The organism is Clostridia bacterium (assembly GCA_012841935.1).
In the GTDB taxonomy this organism is placed as follows: domain Bacteria; phylum Bacillota; class Peptococcia; order DRI-13; family DTU073; genus DUTS01.
Genome location: DUTS01000041.1, coordinates 1 through 17,912, shown reverse-complemented (window position 1 = coordinate 17,912; position 17,912 = coordinate 1). Strand labels below are relative to the sequence as shown.

General features: G+C 38.4%; 20 protein-coding genes. All 20 read left to right on the top strand.

Features of this window, described 5'->3' with window-relative positions; translation table 11 throughout:
- A partial coding sequence (locus GX687_02545; GenBank protein HHX96330.1) for a TraR/DksA family transcriptional regulator occupies window positions 1–502 on the top strand: 502 nt, incomplete at its 5' end.
- Window positions 503–538: 36 nt separating this feature from the next.
- Complete coding sequence (gene yabP, locus GX687_02540) at window positions 539–832, top strand: sporulation protein YabP (GenBank protein HHX96329.1); 294 nt, start codon at window positions 539–541, stop codon at window positions 830–832.
- 19 nt (window positions 833–851) lie between these two features.
- Window positions 852–1,202, top strand: coding sequence for a hypothetical protein (locus GX687_02535; protein HHX96328.1), 351 nt, complete (start codon window positions 852–854; stop codon window positions 1,200–1,202).
- A gap of 53 nt (window positions 1,203–1,255) precedes the next feature.
- Complete coding sequence (locus GX687_02530) at window positions 1,256–1,588, top strand: septum formation initiator family protein (GenBank protein ID HHX96327.1); 333 nt, start codon at window positions 1,256–1,258, stop codon at window positions 1,586–1,588.
- 159 nt (window positions 1,589–1,747) lie between these two features.
- Window positions 1,748–2,152: a S1 RNA-binding domain-containing protein gene (locus GX687_02525; protein ID HHX96326.1), complete on the top strand. Its 405-nt coding sequence runs from the start codon at window positions 1,748–1,750 to the stop codon at window positions 2,150–2,152.
- Window positions 2,153–2,285: 133 nt separating this feature from the next.
- Entirely contained in the window at window positions 2,286–4,565 is a 2,280-nt protein-coding gene (locus tag GX687_02520; protein HHX96325.1) for a SpoIIE family protein phosphatase, read from the top strand.
- Between the two features lie 101 nt (window positions 4,566–4,666).
- Window positions 4,667–6,055 carry a tRNA lysidine(34) synthetase TilS gene (gene tilS / locus GX687_02515; GenBank protein HHX96324.1) on the top strand — a complete coding sequence of 463 codons (1,389 nt, stop codon included), beginning with the start codon at window positions 4,667–4,669 and terminating at the stop codon, window positions 6,053–6,055.
- Between the two features lie 83 nt (window positions 6,056–6,138).
- Window positions 6,139–7,992 carry an ATP-dependent metallopeptidase FtsH/Yme1/Tma family protein gene (locus tag GX687_02510; protein ID HHX96323.1) on the top strand — a complete coding sequence of 618 codons (1,854 nt, stop codon included), beginning with the start codon at window positions 6,139–6,141 and terminating at the stop codon, window positions 7,990–7,992.
- A gap of 74 nt (window positions 7,993–8,066) precedes the next feature.
- Complete coding sequence (gene folP, locus GX687_02505) at window positions 8,067–9,272, top strand: dihydropteroate synthase (protein ID HHX96322.1); 1,206 nt, start codon at window positions 8,067–8,069, stop codon at window positions 9,270–9,272.
- A complete protein-coding gene (gene folB, locus GX687_02500; GenBank protein HHX96321.1) occupies window positions 9,250–9,624 on the top strand; it encodes a dihydroneopterin aldolase in 375 nt (124 codons plus the stop codon). The genes folP and folB overlap by 23 nt, the downstream gene beginning before the upstream one ends.
- A complete protein-coding gene (gene folK / locus GX687_02495; GenBank protein ID HHX96320.1) occupies window positions 9,614–10,123 on the top strand; it encodes a 2-amino-4-hydroxy-6-hydroxymethyldihydropteridine diphosphokinase in 510 nt (169 codons plus the stop codon). The genes folB and folK overlap by 11 nt, the downstream gene beginning before the upstream one ends.
- Window positions 10,124–10,369: 246 nt before the next feature.
- Complete coding sequence (locus tag GX687_02490; protein ID HHX96319.1) at window positions 10,370–10,921, top strand: biotin transporter BioY; 552 nt, start codon at window positions 10,370–10,372, stop codon at window positions 10,919–10,921.
- Between the two features lie 67 nt (window positions 10,922–10,988).
- Complete coding sequence (locus tag GX687_02485) at window positions 10,989–11,495, top strand: ECF transporter S component (GenBank protein HHX96318.1); 507 nt, start codon at window positions 10,989–10,991, stop codon at window positions 11,493–11,495.
- 14 nt (window positions 11,496–11,509) lie between these two features.
- A complete protein-coding gene (locus tag GX687_02480; GenBank protein HHX96317.1) occupies window positions 11,510–12,277 on the top strand; it encodes a type III pantothenate kinase in 768 nt (255 codons plus the stop codon).
- An 11-nt stretch (window positions 12,278–12,288) separates the two neighbouring features.
- Window positions 12,289–13,260 carry a tRNA dihydrouridine synthase DusB gene (dusB, locus tag GX687_02475; GenBank protein ID HHX96316.1) on the top strand — a complete coding sequence of 324 codons (972 nt, stop codon included), beginning with the start codon at window positions 12,289–12,291 and terminating at the stop codon, window positions 13,258–13,260.
- 51 nt (window positions 13,261–13,311) lie between these two features.
- Window positions 13,312–14,229 carry a quinate 5-dehydrogenase gene (locus GX687_02470; GenBank protein HHX96315.1) on the top strand — a complete coding sequence of 306 codons (918 nt, stop codon included), beginning with the start codon at window positions 13,312–13,314 and terminating at the stop codon, window positions 14,227–14,229.
- 14 nt (window positions 14,230–14,243) lie between these two features.
- Window positions 14,244–15,200 carry a hypothetical protein gene (locus GX687_02465; protein HHX96314.1) on the top strand — a complete coding sequence of 319 codons (957 nt, stop codon included), beginning with the start codon at window positions 14,244–14,246 and terminating at the stop codon, window positions 15,198–15,200.
- Between the two features lie 153 nt (window positions 15,201–15,353).
- Window positions 15,354–15,830, top strand: coding sequence for a transcription elongation factor GreA (gene greA / locus GX687_02460; protein HHX96313.1), 477 nt, complete (start codon window positions 15,354–15,356; stop codon window positions 15,828–15,830).
- Window positions 15,831–15,838: 8 nt separating this feature from the next.
- Complete coding sequence (gene lysS, locus GX687_02455) at window positions 15,839–17,326, top strand: lysine--tRNA ligase (GenBank protein HHX96312.1); 1,488 nt, start codon at window positions 15,839–15,841, stop codon at window positions 17,324–17,326.
- A 22-nt stretch (window positions 17,327–17,348) separates the two neighbouring features.
- Window positions 17,349–17,801 carry a hypothetical protein gene (locus GX687_02450; protein ID HHX96311.1) on the top strand — a complete coding sequence of 151 codons (453 nt, stop codon included), beginning with the start codon at window positions 17,349–17,351 and terminating at the stop codon, window positions 17,799–17,801.
- Window positions 17,802–17,912: the final 111 nt, after the last annotated feature.

The window sequence follows — 17,912 nt, the reverse complement described above, 5'->3', positions numbered from 1 at the left end:
GGAAATTAAAAAGGAATTGCGAACATCTTTGCAGGAATCACTGCGGGAACTCTCTCTTTATGATAACCATCCGGCCGATATTGGTGAGGCTACTTGGGAAAGAAGCAAGGCTCTAGGTTTACAGCAGTTTTTTGAAGCCCGTTTAAGGCAAATTGATCAGGCTTTGGCTGCTTTAGAGGAAGGGACTTATGGTTTATGTAGGGAGTGTGGTCGGAAAATTGAGCAAGACAGATTAAAGGTTATTCCCTATACTACTACTTGTTTGGTTTGTAAAGAAAAACAAGAAACTAAGCTTGATAAACGTCCTTTAGAAGAAGAAATAATTGGCGGTATGCAAGGTTTAGATCCAAAAGAAAATAATGCCTTTGATGGGGAAGATGCTTGGCAGGCTGTAGCTCGTTATGGTAGTAGTGATTCCCTAGCTGATGTTGAAAGTGGTATAGACAACTATCTTTTACCAGAACAAAAAAAGTTTCGCGGTAAAATGAAGCAAGAGGAGTAATATTTAGGGACTTGTTGCATAGGTTTAAATTGAGGAATGGAGGGGGATAAGGTGGAACCTAAAAAATATAAAGTGTTGTTGGAGGATCGCAAGGCCCTGCAGGCTGATGGTGTTAATGAGGTGGAAAGTTTTGATGAACGGCAAGTAATTGCTCTTAGTAAATTAGGTCCTTTGGTAGTACGTGGTGAACAGCTGCATATTACACAATTAAATTTAGAGGCCGGACAATTATCATTAGAGGGAATCATTAATAGTATAGAATATATTGAAGATAAACAGGCCCAAATGAAGGCCAGAGGAAAAGGGGTTTTGGCCCGTTTATTTAAATAGCTTTAAAATGGGGGTAGTAATGTTAATTTTAGAACAGGCTCTGGTGTTTTTGGGTGTAGTCTTCTGGGGAGGTTTAGTGGGTATAATCTGGGATTTTTTACGAACCCTCAGAAAGGTCTATTCCTTTAGAAAATGGCAGATCAATTTAAGTGATGTGCTTTTTTGGTTTTTAATAACTATTTTTACAGCCTTATTTTTAGTTTTGCTTACTTGGGGGGCTGTAAGGTTTTATTTTTTACTGGGTATGTTCTTGGGTTTTAGTTTATATTTAAAGTTTTGTGGTAGGTTTATTCGCCGCTTTTTTTTAAAAACGCTTCTTTATTTATTTCCTCCTAAAAAAACAACTCGGCCACCACAGAATTCGGCTTAAAAAAGGAATTGAACTTTATTTGTAGAATTTTTAGTTATAGGGGGAGGAAGTAGATGATACAATTTTATCCGGAAAAATATATTGTTCGTAAAAGACGCCGCAGAAGGAAAATACCGCGTTATTTTAAAGTTATGCTGAGCATAATTTTAATTTACTTGCTGATTTCTTTTTTGGTGAGTGGTTATCAAATTTACGAGTTAAAAAAAGAAATTAATCAGGAAAAAATATTAACCGAAAAGTTACTAAAACAGCAGGAAGAATTAGAACATGAATTGGAAACTTTACAAGACCCGGAAATGATTGAAACATTGGCTCGTGAAAATTTGGGCTTGGTTAAACCCGGTGAAATTTTAATTATTCCTGCTTTTCCCGGGGACAAGCCGTAGGCAACTGGCTGCTAGATTTGCTCAGTAATTAGCTAACAAATGGCAGTAGTATTTTTCAAAACACGAAAATTCACTAACGGTTGACACTGTGCGAAAATTTGCGATATAATAGCGATAACATAAAAATAGCGAGAATGCTTTGGGGGGATTTTTTTTCATATGTCAATATCCGTGGGGGCAATAGTTGAAGGAGTGGTTACCGGTATCACAAATTTTGGTGCTTTTGTAGAATTGCCCGGAGGTGCCGTAGGACTGGTACACATTTCGGAGGTAGCTGACGCTTATGTTAGGGATGTTAATGATTATTTAAAAGAGCAAGAGAAAATTAAGGTTAAAGTTATTAACATTGATGAAAAAGGGAAAATAGGTCTTTCTATTAAACAGGTTCAGTCATCTGAAAAATCTAGTAGTACTCGGCGAAAACGTTTCCCCGAAAAATCTGCTACCGAATCGTTTGAGGCTAAATTAGCCCAATTTTTAAAGGAAAGTGACCAAAGATTAACTGAATATCGTAGAAGCATGGATGCCAAAAGGGGCGGCCGTGGTTCTAGTCGTAAAAATTAGCGTCTTGCCAGACGCTTTTTTACTTTAGGTCAAAAATTGACGGAAAAAAGTGAAGCTTATTAGACAGGTTTCCCCAAGATTTCCCATTTGATTGTAATACAATTATTTTAGATCAGGTGGGAGGTGGAAAGGGGTGCTTAATACCGGATATTTACGGATTTGTTCCTTAAGTAAGTGCGGTTTTTTTTTATTGGGAATTTTGTTTTCCCGGGCTGTTTTTTTGGGAGAATTATATCCATTGGGAATTGGTTTTCTAGCAGGTTTATGGTGTTTTAATCATCAGCAAAAACGGGTAGTTTTGGGAGGAGTAATTCTCGGTCTACTTATTAGTTTTAGTGGTTGGATTTTTTGGGGCTATTTTTTAAGTGTTCTTCTGTTAACTATTTTGTTTTGGCAAAAACCCACACCGTGGTTATTGGTTCCTTTTTTGATTGCCGGAACCCATCTTTTAGCTCGCGGAATAATTGCTTGGGGGACAGGTAGTGAACTTTACCTGTGGTTGTGTATTATTTTTGAAAGTATTTTGGTTAGTGTTTATGCTTTAGTAACTATTGTAGGTTTAGAGGGTTGGGAAAAAATTAAGTCAGGAGTTTTTTTAACCCTGGAAGAAAGTGCGGCTTTAGGTTTATTAGTATTTGGTTTAGTGCTCGGTTTGGGGAATATTATTTGGTGGGGTTATAGTTTACAAAGTATTTTTAGCCGCTGGTTAATTTTATGGGCGGCTTTATGGGGTGGCCCAGGAGGAGGAGCGGCTTTGGGTGTAGTTGTGGGCCTAGCTCCTAGTGTTCAAGGTTTATTGTCTTTAGGACCCTTGGCTTATTATGCTTTAGCCGGTTTATTGGGCGGTTTGTTCAGTGGTTTTCGCAAATTGGGAGTAGTGATTGGTTTTATTTTGGCTAATGTTTTTCTTTCTATTTATTTTGCTGAAAGTGGACAACTTTTATTAGCTTTAAAGGAAACAGGTGTGGCTGTTTGTTTTTTTTGTTTATTGAACTTGCCTATTCCGCGGGAAGTAATAGCAGCTGTGCGTGACAGTGAAGCTTTGGAACACTATTCCAATACTTATTATGCTGATAAATTATTTAAAATGGCGGGTGTTTTTTATGATTTGGCGACAATTTTGCCGGAGGGCCTGGACAATCAGACTCATAGAGAAAAATATCAATATTTTATTAGACAGGTGCTTGTTCAGGTTTGTCAAGATTGTAGTTTGTATCAAGTTTGCTGGGGTAAAAAGTTTTCCAAAACTTATCGGGCACTTTGGGATGCCTGTACTCGTTTAGAGCAGGTAGGTTGTTTGGAAGAAAGTGATTTTGGTTATGTTTTTCGGGAGGGTTGTCGGCATTTTAAAGAACTTTTAGTTGTTTTAAAAACTCAAAAAGAGGTTGGCAGGATGTTAACAGTATTAGAACAGCGTCAGGGGGCTGCTCGACAATTGTTAAAAAGGCAATTACAGGGATTAGGTAATATTATCGAGAATTTTTCTGCGGAAATTAAACAAGTAGTTGAATTTGCAGGTGATCTGGAATATGTTTTAGAAGAAAAGTTGGCAGCTAAAGGTATAGAATTAGCAGAGATTAAGGTACTTAAATTTCCTGATAAAGAGGAAATTCACTGTACACAGAAAAGTTGTGCTTCCCAAAATGTTTGTTTTACTTTGGTGGCTCCTAATGTTTCTCAGGTTTTGGGAGAGACCTTTGTTTTAGATAAACGTGATTGTTGTGGTAAAAATGGTTATTGTTCTTATGTTTTGTCTGCAGCTAAGACTGTTGAGGTTGTTATTGGTCTTGCCGGCTGTTCAAAAAGTGGTTCAGATATTTCCGGTGATTTTTGTGCGGCATTTAGTTTGCCTCAGAAGCACTTTGCGGTAGTTGTTTGTGATGGGATGGGCAGTGGAGTGGAGGCACGAGCCGAAAGTAGTTTAGCGGTTAATATTTTGGAAAAGTTGCTATGGGCCGGCATCTCACCTTCCATCGCCGTAAAAACCGTTAATACGGTATTATTATTAAAAACAGATGTTGAGAGTTTTACTACTTTGGATTTAGCCATAATTAATCAAATTAATGGTCAATGTGATTTAATTAAAACTGGTGGTTCACCAGCTATTATTCGTACTCCAAAAGGAATAGAAATTTTACCATCTACTTCTCTACCAGTGGGAATTTTAGAGGAAGTAGAACCGCAAATTTTTCGACAAATTTTAAAACCTGGCCATAATTTAATCTTGATGAGTGATGGTATTTGGGATGTATTGGCATATCCAGATGGGGATTGGGAGACACTGTTGAATAACTTTGAAGCTTTTGAACCCCAAGTGGTTGCCGATTATTTGTTCTTTATGGCCAAAAAAGCCGCAGGGGGAGAAATTGCTGATGATATGTGTGTACTTGTGGCCGGTTTGCAAGAGGATTAAAAAAAGAAATAGGGAAAGGGAAGCCTTATAAGCAGGAGTCCCTCTTTTTTTGTAGAAAAAAGAAACAGACTATTCTTTAGAAGGTTGGTTTTAAAAAAATAATGAAGAAATTAGTAGCGACCGTTCGGGAAACTATAGAAAAATATCAATTAATTCAGCCTCAAGAATTAGTGATTGCTTCAGTTTCCGGGGGCCCGGATTCTTTAACAATGCTGCATGTTTTAAAAAAATTAAGTCCGCAGTTTGCCTTTAGTTTACATGTAGTTCATTTTGACCATACCTTGCGTGGTCGGGAAGGGGCTTTGGAGGCGGCCTGGGTAAAAGATATTGCTGCAGAGTGGGGTTTACCATGTACGCTAATTAAAATGCCTGTAGCTGCTTTTGCCGAAAAAAGAGGATTATCTATTCAGGAAGCCGGACATTTATTGAGAAGGGAGCACTTGAAAACATTGTTGAAGGAAATTGGTGCTCATAAAGTTGCTCTCGGACATCAGGCTGATGATCAAGCGGAAACAGTTTTAATGCATTTTTTAGTTGGGGCGGGTTTGGAAGGATTGCAGGGTTTGACACCGCGAAATGGGCCTTTAATCAGACCCTTATTATTTGTTTACCGTGAGGCTATTGAAACTTATTGTCAGCAAAACAAGTTAGAGCCACGGCGTGATCCCAGTAATTTAGAAAATGTTTATTTACGAAATCGAATTCGCAATCAAATTATTCCCTGGTTGGAAAATGAGCTTAATCCTAATTTAGTGGCAACTCTTAACCGTACTGCCGTTATTTTACAAGCCGAAGCCCATTATTTACGACGAGAAGCATTACAATTGGCCTCTCAACTTATTTCTTCCACTGAAAAGGGAATCTCTCTTTCATTGAAAGATTGGTCAAAACTGCATTTAAGTATGCAGCGGCGTTTGATTTTGTTAGCATATCAACAATTAACTAAAAGACAGGGAGTGGCTTTTTTTCATGTAGAACGAATTGTTAATTTTGTGTATGATGGTGGGGTAGGAAAAGTATTACAGCTTCCGGGAAAAATTAATGTAGAAAAAAGTTATGAGACACTTGTTTTTTATCGACAAACTGCTGTCAGATCCCCTCACATTACTTGCCGGGCTTTAGAAATTCCCGGTGAAACTTTTTTTCCGGAAATCGGTCAAAAAATAGTGGCTGAAATTGTGAAGGGTTTGCCTGGTAAAAGTGAAAAAAATAAAGTTTATTTACCATGGGAAAAAGTAAGGCAAGGTCTTTATGGACGTTCCCGTAAAGCAGGTGACCGTTTTTCTTTTCCGGGGTTGGTAGGTAGAAAAAGGGTTAAAGATTTTTTGCGTGAACAAAAAATACCACATGATCGTAGGGATTTGGTGCTTTTAATTACCACAACTGACCAAATTGTTTGGCTGCCGGGTTTGGCTATTACTCAAAGTTGTTTAGAAAAAAGTGATTCCGGGAAATATTTATGTTTAAAAATAAATCAAAGAAATCCCTGATTTTAGTTATGGGGGTTCACAAATATTGGGTTATATGATAAGGTAAATTGGTTAATGGAATTAAGTTAGAAAGGAGGAACCTCGTGAATCGAGTTTTTAAAAATATAGCCATTTATTTATTAATCGTTTTGGCTGCTTATTTCATTTTTAGTCAGTTCAGTGTTACTCCCCCACAGGCTGATCCTTTTAATAATAATTATACTGCTTTTTATAAAGCCTTGGAAAAAGGGGAAGTTAAAAATTTAACTATTATTCAAGGGGAAGATGCTCGCATCATTAAAGGTACTTTACAGGATGCTCAGCAATTTGAAGTGATTGGTCCACCCCATGATGAAAAATTAATCGAATTGGTTAAATCTAAGGAGATTATTTTTACCCAAGAACCTGCACCGAAAACTTCTTTATGGACAACATTATTGACTTCGTTTTTACCCTTTTTACTATTAATCGGTTTCATGTTTTTTATGATTCAACAAACTCAGGGTGGGGGCAGCCGGGTAATGCAGTTTGGTAAAAGTAGAGCACGTTTGCATACAGATGATAAAAAGAAAATTACTTTTGATGATGTAGCTGGGGTAGATGAAGTAAAGGAGGAATTGGAGGAAGTAGTAGATTTCCTTAAATATCCTAAGAAATATACTAAATTGGGAGCCAAAATCCCTAAAGGAGTTTTATTGTTTGGGCCACCGGGTACCGGAAAAACCCTATTGGCTAGGGCTGTGGCTGGGGAGGCGGGAGTACCTTTTTTTAGTATTAGTGGTTCTGATTTTGTGGAAATGTTTGTGGGAGTAGGTGCTTCTCGAGTACGTGATTTATTTGAACAGGCTAAGAAAAATGCACCTTGTATTGTTTTTATTGATGAAATTGACGCTGTGGGCCGTCAAAGGGGAGCAGGTCTTGGTGGTGGCCACGATGAACGGGAACAGACCCTTAATCAGCTTTTAGTAGAAATGGATGGTTTTAGTGTAAATGAAGGGATTATTGTTGTTGCCGCTACTAACCGTCCCGATATTTTGGATCCGGCTTTACTACGTCCAGGGCGTTTTGACCGGCAAATAGTGGTTAGTATCCCTGATGTTAAAGGTAGACAGGAAATCTTGGAGGTTCATTCCCAGGGTAAGCCTTTAGCTGCAGATGTTGATTTAAATATTTTGGCTCGCAGGACTCCTGGTTTTACGGGGGCTGATTTGGCAAATTTATTTAATGAGGCTGCTTTATTGGCGGCTCGCCGCGACCATAACGAAGTTACCATGTCGGAATTGGAAGATTCCATAGAAAGGGTGATTGCTGGCCCGGAAAAGAAATCACGTGTAATTAGTGATTTTGAGAAAAAATTAGTTTCTTATCATGAGGCTGGTCATGGCTTGGTGGCTGCACTTTTACCTCATACTGATCCTCTGCATAAGATATCTATTATTCCTCGTGGAGGTGCAGGCGGTTATACGCTTTTACTGCCTAAAGAAGATCGACATTATATGACGCGATCTCATTTACTAAATCAAGTAACTATGCTTTTGGGTGGGCGTATGGCGGAAAAATTAGTGCTAAATGAAGTAAGTACAGGTGCTCAAAATGATTTAGAAAGGGCAACAGGTATCGTCAGAAAAATGATTACGGAATTCGGCATGTCAGAAGAATTAGGCCCCCTTACATTTGGTCGTAAACAGGAGCAAGTCTTCTTGGGAAGAGATTTAGCACGTGATCGGGATTATTCCGAAGAAGTGGCTTATGCCATTGATAAGGAAGCACGCCGTATTATTGATGAATGTTATAAAGAGGCTGAAAGATTACTCAAAGAAAATATTGATGCCTTGCATTTGATTGCTCAAACCTTGATGGAAAAGGAAACTATTGATGCTGATGAATTCCGTGCTTTATTGGAACAGGCTGGTTTAGGTGAATTTATCGAAGGGAAATTTGAGCAGAGTGAAGTCTAAGTGAAGGGTACCTTTCCGGTCAGAAACTAAGGAAAAGGTACCTTTTTTATTATTCAGTTAAGGAGGGCGAAAGTATGCGGGGACCTTATTATTTAGATCTTAAGGAAAATGAAATTAAAAAATTGTGTGCCCAAATTGGCTGTGATCCCTTGGGGCAAGAAATTATGTTGAATAAGGTAAAAATAATGCCTTTATATATAAAAGAAGTACCTAGTCCAGCTGCTAATATTTTAAAACAGCATCTGCTTTCTTTGGGTGGAGATGTGGTTGTTGCACGTGGGGTGGTAAATTGCAGTCAAAAGGAGAGCTCAGTACTGCTATTGGGTACTCGTAAGCATTATCGAGCTTTAGTTGATAAAATTGCTTATCAGCCATGGGGGTTAAAAAGCCTAAGTGAACGTTTGCATAAATTTTTGACTCATATGGGCAGTTCTAAACCTCTTCTTTGGTCTTGGGGTGAAAAAAAGCTTGTTTTGGGTCAAGGAACATTAATTATGGGTATTTTAAATCTTACTCCCGATTCTTTTTCTGATGGGGGAAAATTTATGGATCCTCAATTAGCGGTGGAACATGCTTGGCAAATGGTAGAGGCTGGTGCTGACGTAATTGATGTGGGTGCGGAATCTACCAGACCTGGCTATCAACCGATTACGGCTGCAGAAGAAATAAAAAGATTAAACCCGGTTGTGGAAAAATTGTTAGAATTACCTGTACCCCTTTCTCTGGATACTTATAAAGCAGAGGTGGCTGCAGAAATGTTGGCTCTAGGGGTCAATATAATTAATGACATTGGTGGTGGCTTGAAAGATCCGCATTTACCGGCAGTAGTAGCACGTTTTCAAGTACCGGTAATTGTAATGCACAGTTATTTTTATCGGGAATATCAAGATGTACTGGTAGAGGTAGTGGATAATTTGGCTGAACAAGCTGCTATTTATCAGCAGGCAGGTGTGCCTTGTGAAAAAATAGTTATTGATCCTGGTATTGGTTTTGCTAAAAATTTGCAGGAAAATCTAACATTAATACGCAATTTAGTTAGTTTGAAAAGTTTGGGCTTCCCTTTATTATTGGGAGCCTCTCGTAAAACCTTTATTGGTGAACTTTTAGATTTACCCCCAGATAAGCGTTTAGAAGGTTCCTTAGCCGCTGCTGCTTGGGGAATACTACAAGGGGTTGATTTTGTACGGGTACATGATGTCGAAGAAACTGTGCGTTTGGCTAAAGTATTAAAAGCCGTGCAAAGCGGAGGGGATAAAGATGATTTTGAAAGGAACAATTGAACTTAAAGGTATGGAGTTTTATGCTTATCATGGTGTTATTGCCGCTGAAAAAGTTTTGGGACAGCGTTTTTGGGTAGATGTAACTCTTTATGGTGATTTTCGGGAAGCAATGTTAAGTGATGATTTAGCTCAAGCACTTGATTATACTCAGGTTTATAGAATCATTAAAGAGATTATGCAGGGGAAACAAGTTAATCTTTTGGAATATCTAGCTTATCGTCTTGCAGAGACTTTAGCAGCTTTGCCTATGGTGAAAAAGGTAAAAATAAAGGTGAAAAAACCGGAAGTACCATTAGCAGGGATACTTGATTATGTGGGGGTGGAAATAGTATACGGTAAAGATGAAAACTGAAATTTATCTATCTATGGGGAGTAATCAGGGTGAGCGTTTAAACAATTTGGTGGAGGCCCTCAAATTGTTGCCGGAAAAAGGCATCCTTTTAAAAAAAATATCGGCTATTTATGAGACCACAGCGGTAGGTTATACTTTTCAACCCGATTTTTTAAATCTGGTTGTTTGTGCTTTAACTAGTTTAAAGCCATTGGAGTTGTTAGATGTTTGTTTGGCTATTGAAAAGCAATTGGGTCGTGTGCGTAATTTTCGCTGGGGACCGCGTACCTTAGATTTGGATATTTTATTTTACGGTACTTTACAAATGACTACACCCTGTTTACAAATTCCACATCCGCGTCTTAAGGAGCGTGCTTTTGTGTTGGTGCCTTTACGGGAAATTGCCCCACAGATTTTTCAAAGACTGCAGGTGGCAATTCCGGCCCAAAAAATAGAGTTGTTAATTTCTGCTCAAGATGTTAAACTAAGATTACAAAAACAAGGTTTGTTTTTTGATTAAAAGGCATTCCCTAGGAAGCCTTATTAATTAAAAACCATTGTAAAAGGGAAAATTAAGAACCGCTTGGATCTTCAAGGGACTGAGACGGAAAATAGGTAAACTTATGCCTTTTGAGTCTAGGGGTCTCAAAAGGTTTTTTGTTTAAGGAGGTGATGAGTCGAGAAAATATTGACAAGTATAATGAATCTATTTATAATGAGAGCATGTCAACCAAACACAGCAAAAGAGTTAACAGGAGGATTAGCTATGAATATTACAGCACATGAAATGACGCGTACTGCTCTTTTTACAGCTCTCATTTGTATTGCTTCTTTTATTCTTAAAATTGGCGGCGAAATAGTGGTTCCTTTCAGTATTTTACCTTTTATGGTTTTGTTAGTTGGCGGTGTTTTAGGTGCACGTTTAGGGGCCCTTAGTGTTTTTCTTTATGTTTTAATTGGTTTTTTGGGTGTTCCGGTATTTGCTCAGTCCCCTTTTGGAGGTTTAACGTATTTTTTCAATCCTACTTGTGGCTTTCTATTTGGTTTTATTGGAGCCGCTTTTACGGTAGGCTGGCTTGTAGAGAAAATACCGTTCGACAATTTAGGAAAGTTTATTTTGGCCATGTTGGCTGGAATAGTAGTGATCTATTTAATAGGCATTCCTTATCTTTACGGGATTATTAGGTTTTACCTTGGTAGGCCCTTTACACTCTGGGGGGCGATTAAAGTGGGTTTATTACCCTTTATTCTTCTTGATTTGCTCAAGGGGATTTTGGCTGGTATAATTGCCCAGAATGTAGTTAAAAGGCTCAGGTAAATAATATAGTTCCCGCTAAGCATTGGGTTAGCCTAATGCTTTAATTTTTTATAAGGGGGAAAAGCAAATGCAATTAACAACACGAAAAATTGTTTTTATTGGAATAATGGGTGCTTTGACCATCATTTTGGGAGTTACTGGCTTAGGTTTGGTACCTGTGCCTACTCCGGCGGGGCGGGCTACTATTTTGCATGTTCCGACGATAATTGCCGCTATTTTAGAAGGACCAGTGGTTGGCTTTTTTATTGGTTTAATTTTTGGTGTACATAGTTTTTTAACAGCTCCTTCGGCCTTGGCCAAAGATCCTTTTGTGGCCATTTTGCCGCGACTTTTTATTGGAGTTGTCGCTTATTATGCTTATCAATTAGGGCGGAAAAATACTTTTTTGGGATCCATTTTGGCCGCTGTTGCCGGGACCTTAACTAATACAGTTGGTTTTTTGAGTATGGCCGTAATTCAGGGATATTTAACTTTAAAGGTGGCTGGTGGTATTGCCGTAGTTCACGGACTGCCGGAAATGGTGGTAGCTGTTTTAATTGTGGTGGCTTTGGTAAAGGTGTTGCAAAAGAATTAGGAGGGTGAAGTTAAATGTTGGTGGTTATTGATGTGGGTAATAGTCATACGGTTATGGGGGTTTATCGAGAAGGGGAATTGATCCAGCATTGGCGTCTTTCCACCCATTTAAATTTAACGGTAGATGAATGCGGACTTTTTCTTTATAATCTTTTTTTACATAATAATTTGCAGTATCAAGAGGTAAAAGGTATGGCTATTTCTTCGGTAGTACCACCTTTGACATTAACCTTAAAAGAAATGGCTCATAAATATTTTCATTTGGAGCCATTAATGGTGGGACCGGGTATTAAAACCGGTCTCCCCCTACTTTATGACAATCCCCGGGAAATAGGGGCTGATCGGATTGTGAATGCCGTGGCTGGCTTTGCTTTATATGGTGGTCCTTTATTAATCGTTGATTTTGGAACAGCTACAACTTTTTGTGTACTTAGTAAAAAAGGTGAATATTTAGGTGGGGCTATTACTGTGGGAATAGATGTGGCCATGGAAGCACTTTTTCAAAAAACAGCCAAATTGCCGCGGATAGAATTTGTGAAACCAGAGAAAATAATTGGGCGGAATACGGTAGCTAGTATGCAGGCTGGTTTGGTTTATGGTTTTTTAAGTCAAGTGGAAGGTATTATTCAGCGGATTAAAGCAGAATATAAAGAAGATCTTTTTGTTGTGGCTACAGGTGGTGAAAGTAAATTTATTGTTCAAGAAACAAAATTGATTGATCGTGAAGATCCTTTTTTGACTTTAACTGGTTTAAAAATGATTTATGAACTAAATCAAGCTTGAGGTGGTTTAAAATGCAAATCGGTGGGGTAAAAATGGCTAATCCCCTTTTTTTGGCTCCTATGGCTGGAGTAACCGATAAAGCGTTTCGTTTAATAGCTCGGCGGTATGGTTGTGCTTTGGTTTATACTGAAATGATCAGTGCCCGGGCTTTGGTTTATCAGAATAAAAAAACAAGGGCCTTGTTAGATTTAACAGGTGAAGAGCCTCCCCTTGCCGTGCAGTTATTAGGGGGGGAACCATTAAATATGGCACGGGCGGCAGGAATAGCTCAAAAGGCTGGTGCCCAAATTATTGATCTTAATTTTGGCTGTCCGACACCCAAAATTGTGAATAATGGTGCTGGAGCTGCCTTATTGAAACAACCTCATTTGGCTGTACAAATAGTTGAAGCTGTCCGCAGAGCCGTTACTTTACCAGTCACTGTGAAATTACGGGCTGGTTGGGACAAAATTAATGTTAGGGAGTTTGCCCAAAGAATGGAAGACGCGGGGGTTAGTGCCCTTACCATACATGGTCGTACCCGTGAACAATATTATCAAGGTTCGGCTAATTGGGATTTAATTAAACAGGTTAAAAATAGGGTTAAGGTACCAGTGATTGGTAATGGTGATCTTTGGACTACAGCTGATGCTAGGCGAATGTTGAAGGAGACAGGTTGTGATGCCTTGATGTTTGCACGGGGAGTTTTGGGGAATCCTTGGCTTTTTAGGCAAGTAAATCATTTTTTAAAAAATGGTGAAGAATTGCCAGCACCTACACCTCAGGAAAAGATTGCCGGGGCGATTGAACATCTAGAATTAGCAGTTTCCTTTAAAGGTGAGGTAAGAGGATTAAAGGAAATGCGTAAACATTTGGTTTGGTATTTAAAAGGTCTACCCCATACTGCTAGATTAAAGGAACAATTATTTCGCACCACGGAAATGGCGGAAGTTTTGTTTTTATTACGAAATTATCAGGAAAAAAGATTATCTCGATTAAATTAGCAGGAATAATTGCCTAAAGGCAGAAGAAATTTACTACCGGAGGTAGTAAAAATGAAACAAGTCGTGAGTGTTAGTCTAGGTGCCAGCTCTCGAGATCATCAAGTGGAGACAGAAATAATGGGAAAAAAAATAATGATTAAACGTATAGGTACTGATGGTGATTTCGCCAGGGCGATTGAATTAGTGCGTTCACTTGATGGTCAAGTAGATGCCTTTGGTATGGGGGGTATTGATTTATATATTGTCGCTGGTGGTCGGCGTTATGTTTTAAAGGATGCTTTAAAACTTAAAAGAGCAGCACGTAAAACACCTATGGTGGATGGCAGTGGTTTAAAGGATACTTTGGAAAGACACACCATCCATTATTTAATGGAAAAGAAATTATTAGATTTTAAGGGCAAAAATGTTTTATTGGTTTGTGGGGTGGACCGATTTGGCATGGCAGAAACATTAGTGGAAGTGGGGGCACAGGTCACCTTTGGTGATTTAATTTTTGGTTTGCGGATACCTTGGCCTTTAAAATCATTGCGAGCTTTGGTCTTGGCTGGTAGAACCTTGGGACCGATAGTCAGTAAATTACCCTTTCAATATTTATATCCTGTAGGTAAAGAACAGCAGGTAATAATTCAAGGATATAATAAATATTATGAACTAAATGATGTTATTGCTGGTGATTTTCATTTTATAAAAAAATATTTACCGGAAAATATTAGTGGTAAAATAATTCTTACTAATACGGTTACCACCACAGATCTTGAACTTTTAGCTAAGCGGGGAGCCAGATCCCTGATTACTTCTACACCGGAATTAGGTGGTCGTTCCTTTGGAACCAATGTTTTAGAAGCTGCCTTAGTGGCTATATTAGGCAAAACTGTTGAGGAAATTACCCTTACTGATTATCTACATATTTTAAAACAAGCAGATTTTAAACCGCGGATAGTAGATTTCGCCAGTGAAAAAATAGGTTAAATGGATGTGGTTTAATGGGTAGAATAGCCTTTGTTTTATTACCTTTTTCTTGGCAGGATTATGCTGCTTATTTTCCGGGGGGATTAAAATGGCCTCGTTTCGTTTGGGAAAAAACACGGCGATTTCTACCGGTTTTGCGGGTAGGGGAATTTGGTTGGCAATCTCCTTTTGCGAATGTGCAGGGGGATTTTATTTATTGTCCTTTGCCTAAGAAGGAATTTGCTCATTTTTCTTCAGAATTAATCAGCTTAAAAAGGCAAAAAGCTATTAAGCTGGCCGAAAAAACTGCCCGCTTTTGGGGAATAAGTCCTTATTTGGCCATCGGGGAACCGCATGAAACAGTAGGTTATAATTATCAGTTATTTGTACTAGGGCAAAATGTTCGTGAAGCAGTCGAATTACTTGCCCCTCGAAAAATTAGTATCGTTATTTGGGGGGCAGCTGCCCCTTTAGGTAAAATAGCGGCCCGTTTATTGGCCCAGAAAAATAAAACGATAATTTTAGCTGATTTAGAACTGGGCGAATTGGAAAAATTGGCTGCACAAATTTTATATGAAAGTGGTTTGGTAGTTAAAATTACTACTCGAATTAATCAGGTCTTGGCTGAGGCCTCAATCATTGTTTTGGCCAGTGAGCTCCCTCCCAATTTTTATTTACCTGCAGCTAGTCTCATCTTTAATCTTATTTTACCGGGAAATTCTTGGGTCAAGGCAAAAGGGCTCTTAACCGTGTTAGAAGAAATGTGGGTTGAACTTCCACCTGGGGTTTCTTGGGAACCTTTTTTCCCTCCAGGACACTGTCCTGCTTTTTGGGCGGGGACTTTACTTTCTGCTTTGCAAAAGGAAGTTGTGGAGGGAAAGGTAACTTTGCCGCAAGTTGAAAAAATGGGGGAATTAGGTCAGCGGCATGGCTTTCGTCCTCAAAGTTTAAGGAAACTCATAGTGAAAAAAACAGGCTTTTTAGGGGGGTAGAATAAGCCTTGACAGTGTCAAATTTCTTATTATATAATGTACTTCAAAGTTATAGGCGGGGTGGAGGAAAACTGTTTACTGGGAACACTGCCTACCCAAGCAGTGTTTAATTTTTTAGCGAATTTTAAAAAATTAATTGAAGGAGAGAAAAAAATGAGTACGGAAAAGGAAGTTATTCTAACCCCGGAGGGATTGGATAAGTTAGAAAAAGAACTTGAAGTTTTAAAAACTGTAAAAAGGAGAGAAGTAGCCGAGAGAATTAAAGAAGCTATAGAATTTGGTGATATTACTGAAAACTCGGAATATGAAGCGGCTAAAAATGATCAAGCTTTTATTGAAGGTAGAATTATAACTTTGGAAAAAATGCTTCGTAATGCTCGGGTGATCGAACATCAAAAAAACAGTACTGGAATAGTACATATCGGGACAAAAGTAAAATTACAAGACCTTGCTTCTAATGAAGAGCTTGTATATACTTTAGTTGGTTCGGCAGAGGCGGATCCGATGAATAATAAAATTTCCAATGAATCCCCGGTGGGGAAAGCAATCATGGGAAAAAAAACGGGTGATATCGTAGAGGTAGATGTACCCATTGGTAAAATTAAATATAAAATAATGCAGGTTTTTTAAATTGGTAAATGAGGGGAGCAGTAAAATTGGCTGAAATACCTGAACAGGAATTAAATGAACAGATGCAAGTGCGTCTAGAAAAATTAAAAAAATTGCAAGCTGAAAAAATGGAGCCTTTTGGCCGGCGTTATAAACGAACCCATCAGGCCAAAGACATTCTAGATAATTATGAGGCTTTGGCGGAAAAGGAAGTGACCATTGCTGGGCGTTTAATGGCTAAAAGGTTGATGGGACGGGCTAGTTTTGCTCATCTTCAGGATTTTAGTGGCCAGATACAAATTTATGTGCGTTCCAATGATGTTGGGGCGGAAAAATATGAACAGTTTAAAAATCTGGATATCGGTGATTTTGTTGGTGTCAAGGGCTCTGTTTTTAAAACTCGTACTGATGAAATAACTATTCATGTTCAAGATTTGTGCCTATTGGCCAAGGCACTGCGTCCACTGCCGGAAAAATGGCATGGTTTAAAAGATGTGGAATTGCGATATCGGCAAAGACATGTTGATTTAATAGTTAATCCCGTGGTTAAAGAGGTTTTTGTTTTACGTAGTAAGATTATTCAAGCCTTACGACACTATTTAGTTGAACGTAATTTTTTAGAAGTGGAAACACCGATGATGCATTCTATTCCTGGTGGGGCAAGTGCTCGTCCTTTTGTTACTCATCATCATGCTTTGGATATAGATCTTTATTTGCGAATAGCACCTGAATTATATTTAAAAAGATTAATTGTCGGTGGGTTGGAAAAAGTATTTGAAATTGGCCGGGTTTTTCGCAATGAGGGAATTTCTACACGCCATAACCCTGAATTTACTATGCTGGAATTATATCAAGCCTATGCTGATTATGAAGATATGATGCATTTGACGGAAGAAATGATTGCCCATGTAGCCAAAGAGGTTTTGGGTAGTTTAAAGGTTGTTTATCAGGGGGAAGAAATAGACTTAACACCTCCCTGGAGGCGTTTAACCATGGTTGAGGCTGTTAAAAAATATACTGGTGTTGATTATGAGGTTTTATCTAAGGAGGCTCTTGCTGAACAGGCAGTTGAGCTGGGTGTATCCTTACCTGAAAAAGCTGGTAAGGGACTAATTTTAAGTGAAATTTTTGAAGCAAAAGTTGAACCTCAGTTGATTCAACCTACCTTTATTTTGGATTATCCCCTGGAAATATCACCTTTGGCCAAGCGTAAAACAGATAATCCGGATTTTACATATCGTTTTGAGGTGTTTATTACTGCCCGTGAATTTGGTAATGCTTTTTCCGAATTAAATGATCCCCTTGATCAGCGGACCAGATTTAGAAAACAGATGGAACAGCGGGCTTTGGGTGATGAGGAAGCACAAGTTCATGATGAAGATTTTGTGCAGGCTTTGGAAGTAGGTATGCCGCCTACTGGTGGCCTTGGTATCGGTTTAGACAGATTAGTCATGCTTTTAACTGATGCGGCTTCCATCCGTGATGTAATCCTTTTTCCCACATTAAGACCCCGTTAATTTACTTGAGGATGGTGAAAAAATGTCAGGTTTGTTTATTTTACTTTTAATACCTTTGGCGATTATTGTTTTGATTTTTTTGGTAGCTGCTTTTTTAAAGGCCCGTAGTATAAAAAAAAACGGGGAGGACGGGGAAATGATTAAAAAGGTATATGTTTATCTTATTTTATTTACTACTTTAATGATGGTTATTGGTGGCAGTGTAGCCGTTTTTATGGCTGCCGCAGATATTTTGACTCCCACCCCTTATTATCAAACATTTGAAGATTATAAATTGCGCTTTGAAAAAGAGGGTGATGCTGAACCACAATTGTCTGATGCGGAAATTAGGATTCAATATGAAGCCATGGTTGAAAATGAAAAAGAACGGCAAATACAAAGAGCAAAAAATAGTCTTATTAAAAGCTTTGGATGGATAGTGATCCCTTTACCAATTTTTATTTTTTATCAAAGACAGTTATCGAAAGGTTTTTAGATGTTTTTACTTGACAGAAGCCTGTCGTAGATGATAAAATATTAATCCGGTCAAAAAAAAGTTGGCCGCAAAAAAAGTTTAAAATTTTTTTAGAAATTCTCTTGACAGTTT

Coding starts and splice junctions, on each gene's coding strand:
- yabP (HHX96329.1), top strand. CDS start 539: ATGGAGGGGGATAAGGTGGAACCTAAAAAATATAAAGTGTTGTTGGAG.
- GX687_02535 (HHX96328.1), top strand. CDS start 852: ATGTTAATTTTAGAACAGGCTCTGGTGTTTTTGGGTGTAGTCTTCTGG.
- GX687_02530 (HHX96327.1), top strand. CDS start 1,256: ATGATACAATTTTATCCGGAAAAATATATTGTTCGTAAAAGACGCCGC.
- GX687_02525 (HHX96326.1), top strand. CDS start 1,748: ATGTCAATATCCGTGGGGGCAATAGTTGAAGGAGTGGTTACCGGTATC.
- tilS (HHX96324.1), top strand. CDS start 4,667: ATGAAGAAATTAGTAGCGACCGTTCGGGAAACTATAGAAAAATATCAA.
- folP (HHX96322.1), top strand. CDS start 8,067: ATGCGGGGACCTTATTATTTAGATCTTAAGGAAAATGAAATTAAAAAA.
- folB (HHX96321.1), top strand. CDS start 9,250: ATGATTTTGAAAGGAACAATTGAACTTAAAGGTATGGAGTTTTATGCT.
- folK (HHX96320.1), top strand. CDS start 9,614: ATGAAAACTGAAATTTATCTATCTATGGGGAGTAATCAGGGTGAGCGT.
- GX687_02490 (HHX96319.1), top strand. CDS start 10,370: ATGAATATTACAGCACATGAAATGACGCGTACTGCTCTTTTTACAGCT.
- GX687_02485 (HHX96318.1), top strand. CDS start 10,989: ATGCAATTAACAACACGAAAAATTGTTTTTATTGGAATAATGGGTGCT.
- GX687_02480 (HHX96317.1), top strand. CDS start 11,510: ATGTTGGTGGTTATTGATGTGGGTAATAGTCATACGGTTATGGGGGTT.
- dusB (HHX96316.1), top strand. CDS start 12,289: ATGCAAATCGGTGGGGTAAAAATGGCTAATCCCCTTTTTTTGGCTCCT.
- GX687_02470 (HHX96315.1), top strand. CDS start 13,312: ATGAAACAAGTCGTGAGTGTTAGTCTAGGTGCCAGCTCTCGAGATCAT.
- GX687_02465 (HHX96314.1), top strand. CDS start 14,244: ATGGGTAGAATAGCCTTTGTTTTATTACCTTTTTCTTGGCAGGATTAT.
- greA (HHX96313.1), top strand. CDS start 15,354: ATGAGTACGGAAAAGGAAGTTATTCTAACCCCGGAGGGATTGGATAAG.
- lysS (HHX96312.1), top strand. CDS start 15,839: ATGAGGGGAGCAGTAAAATTGGCTGAAATACCTGAACAGGAATTAAAT.
- GX687_02450 (HHX96311.1), top strand. CDS start 17,349: ATGTCAGGTTTGTTTATTTTACTTTTAATACCTTTGGCGATTATTGTT.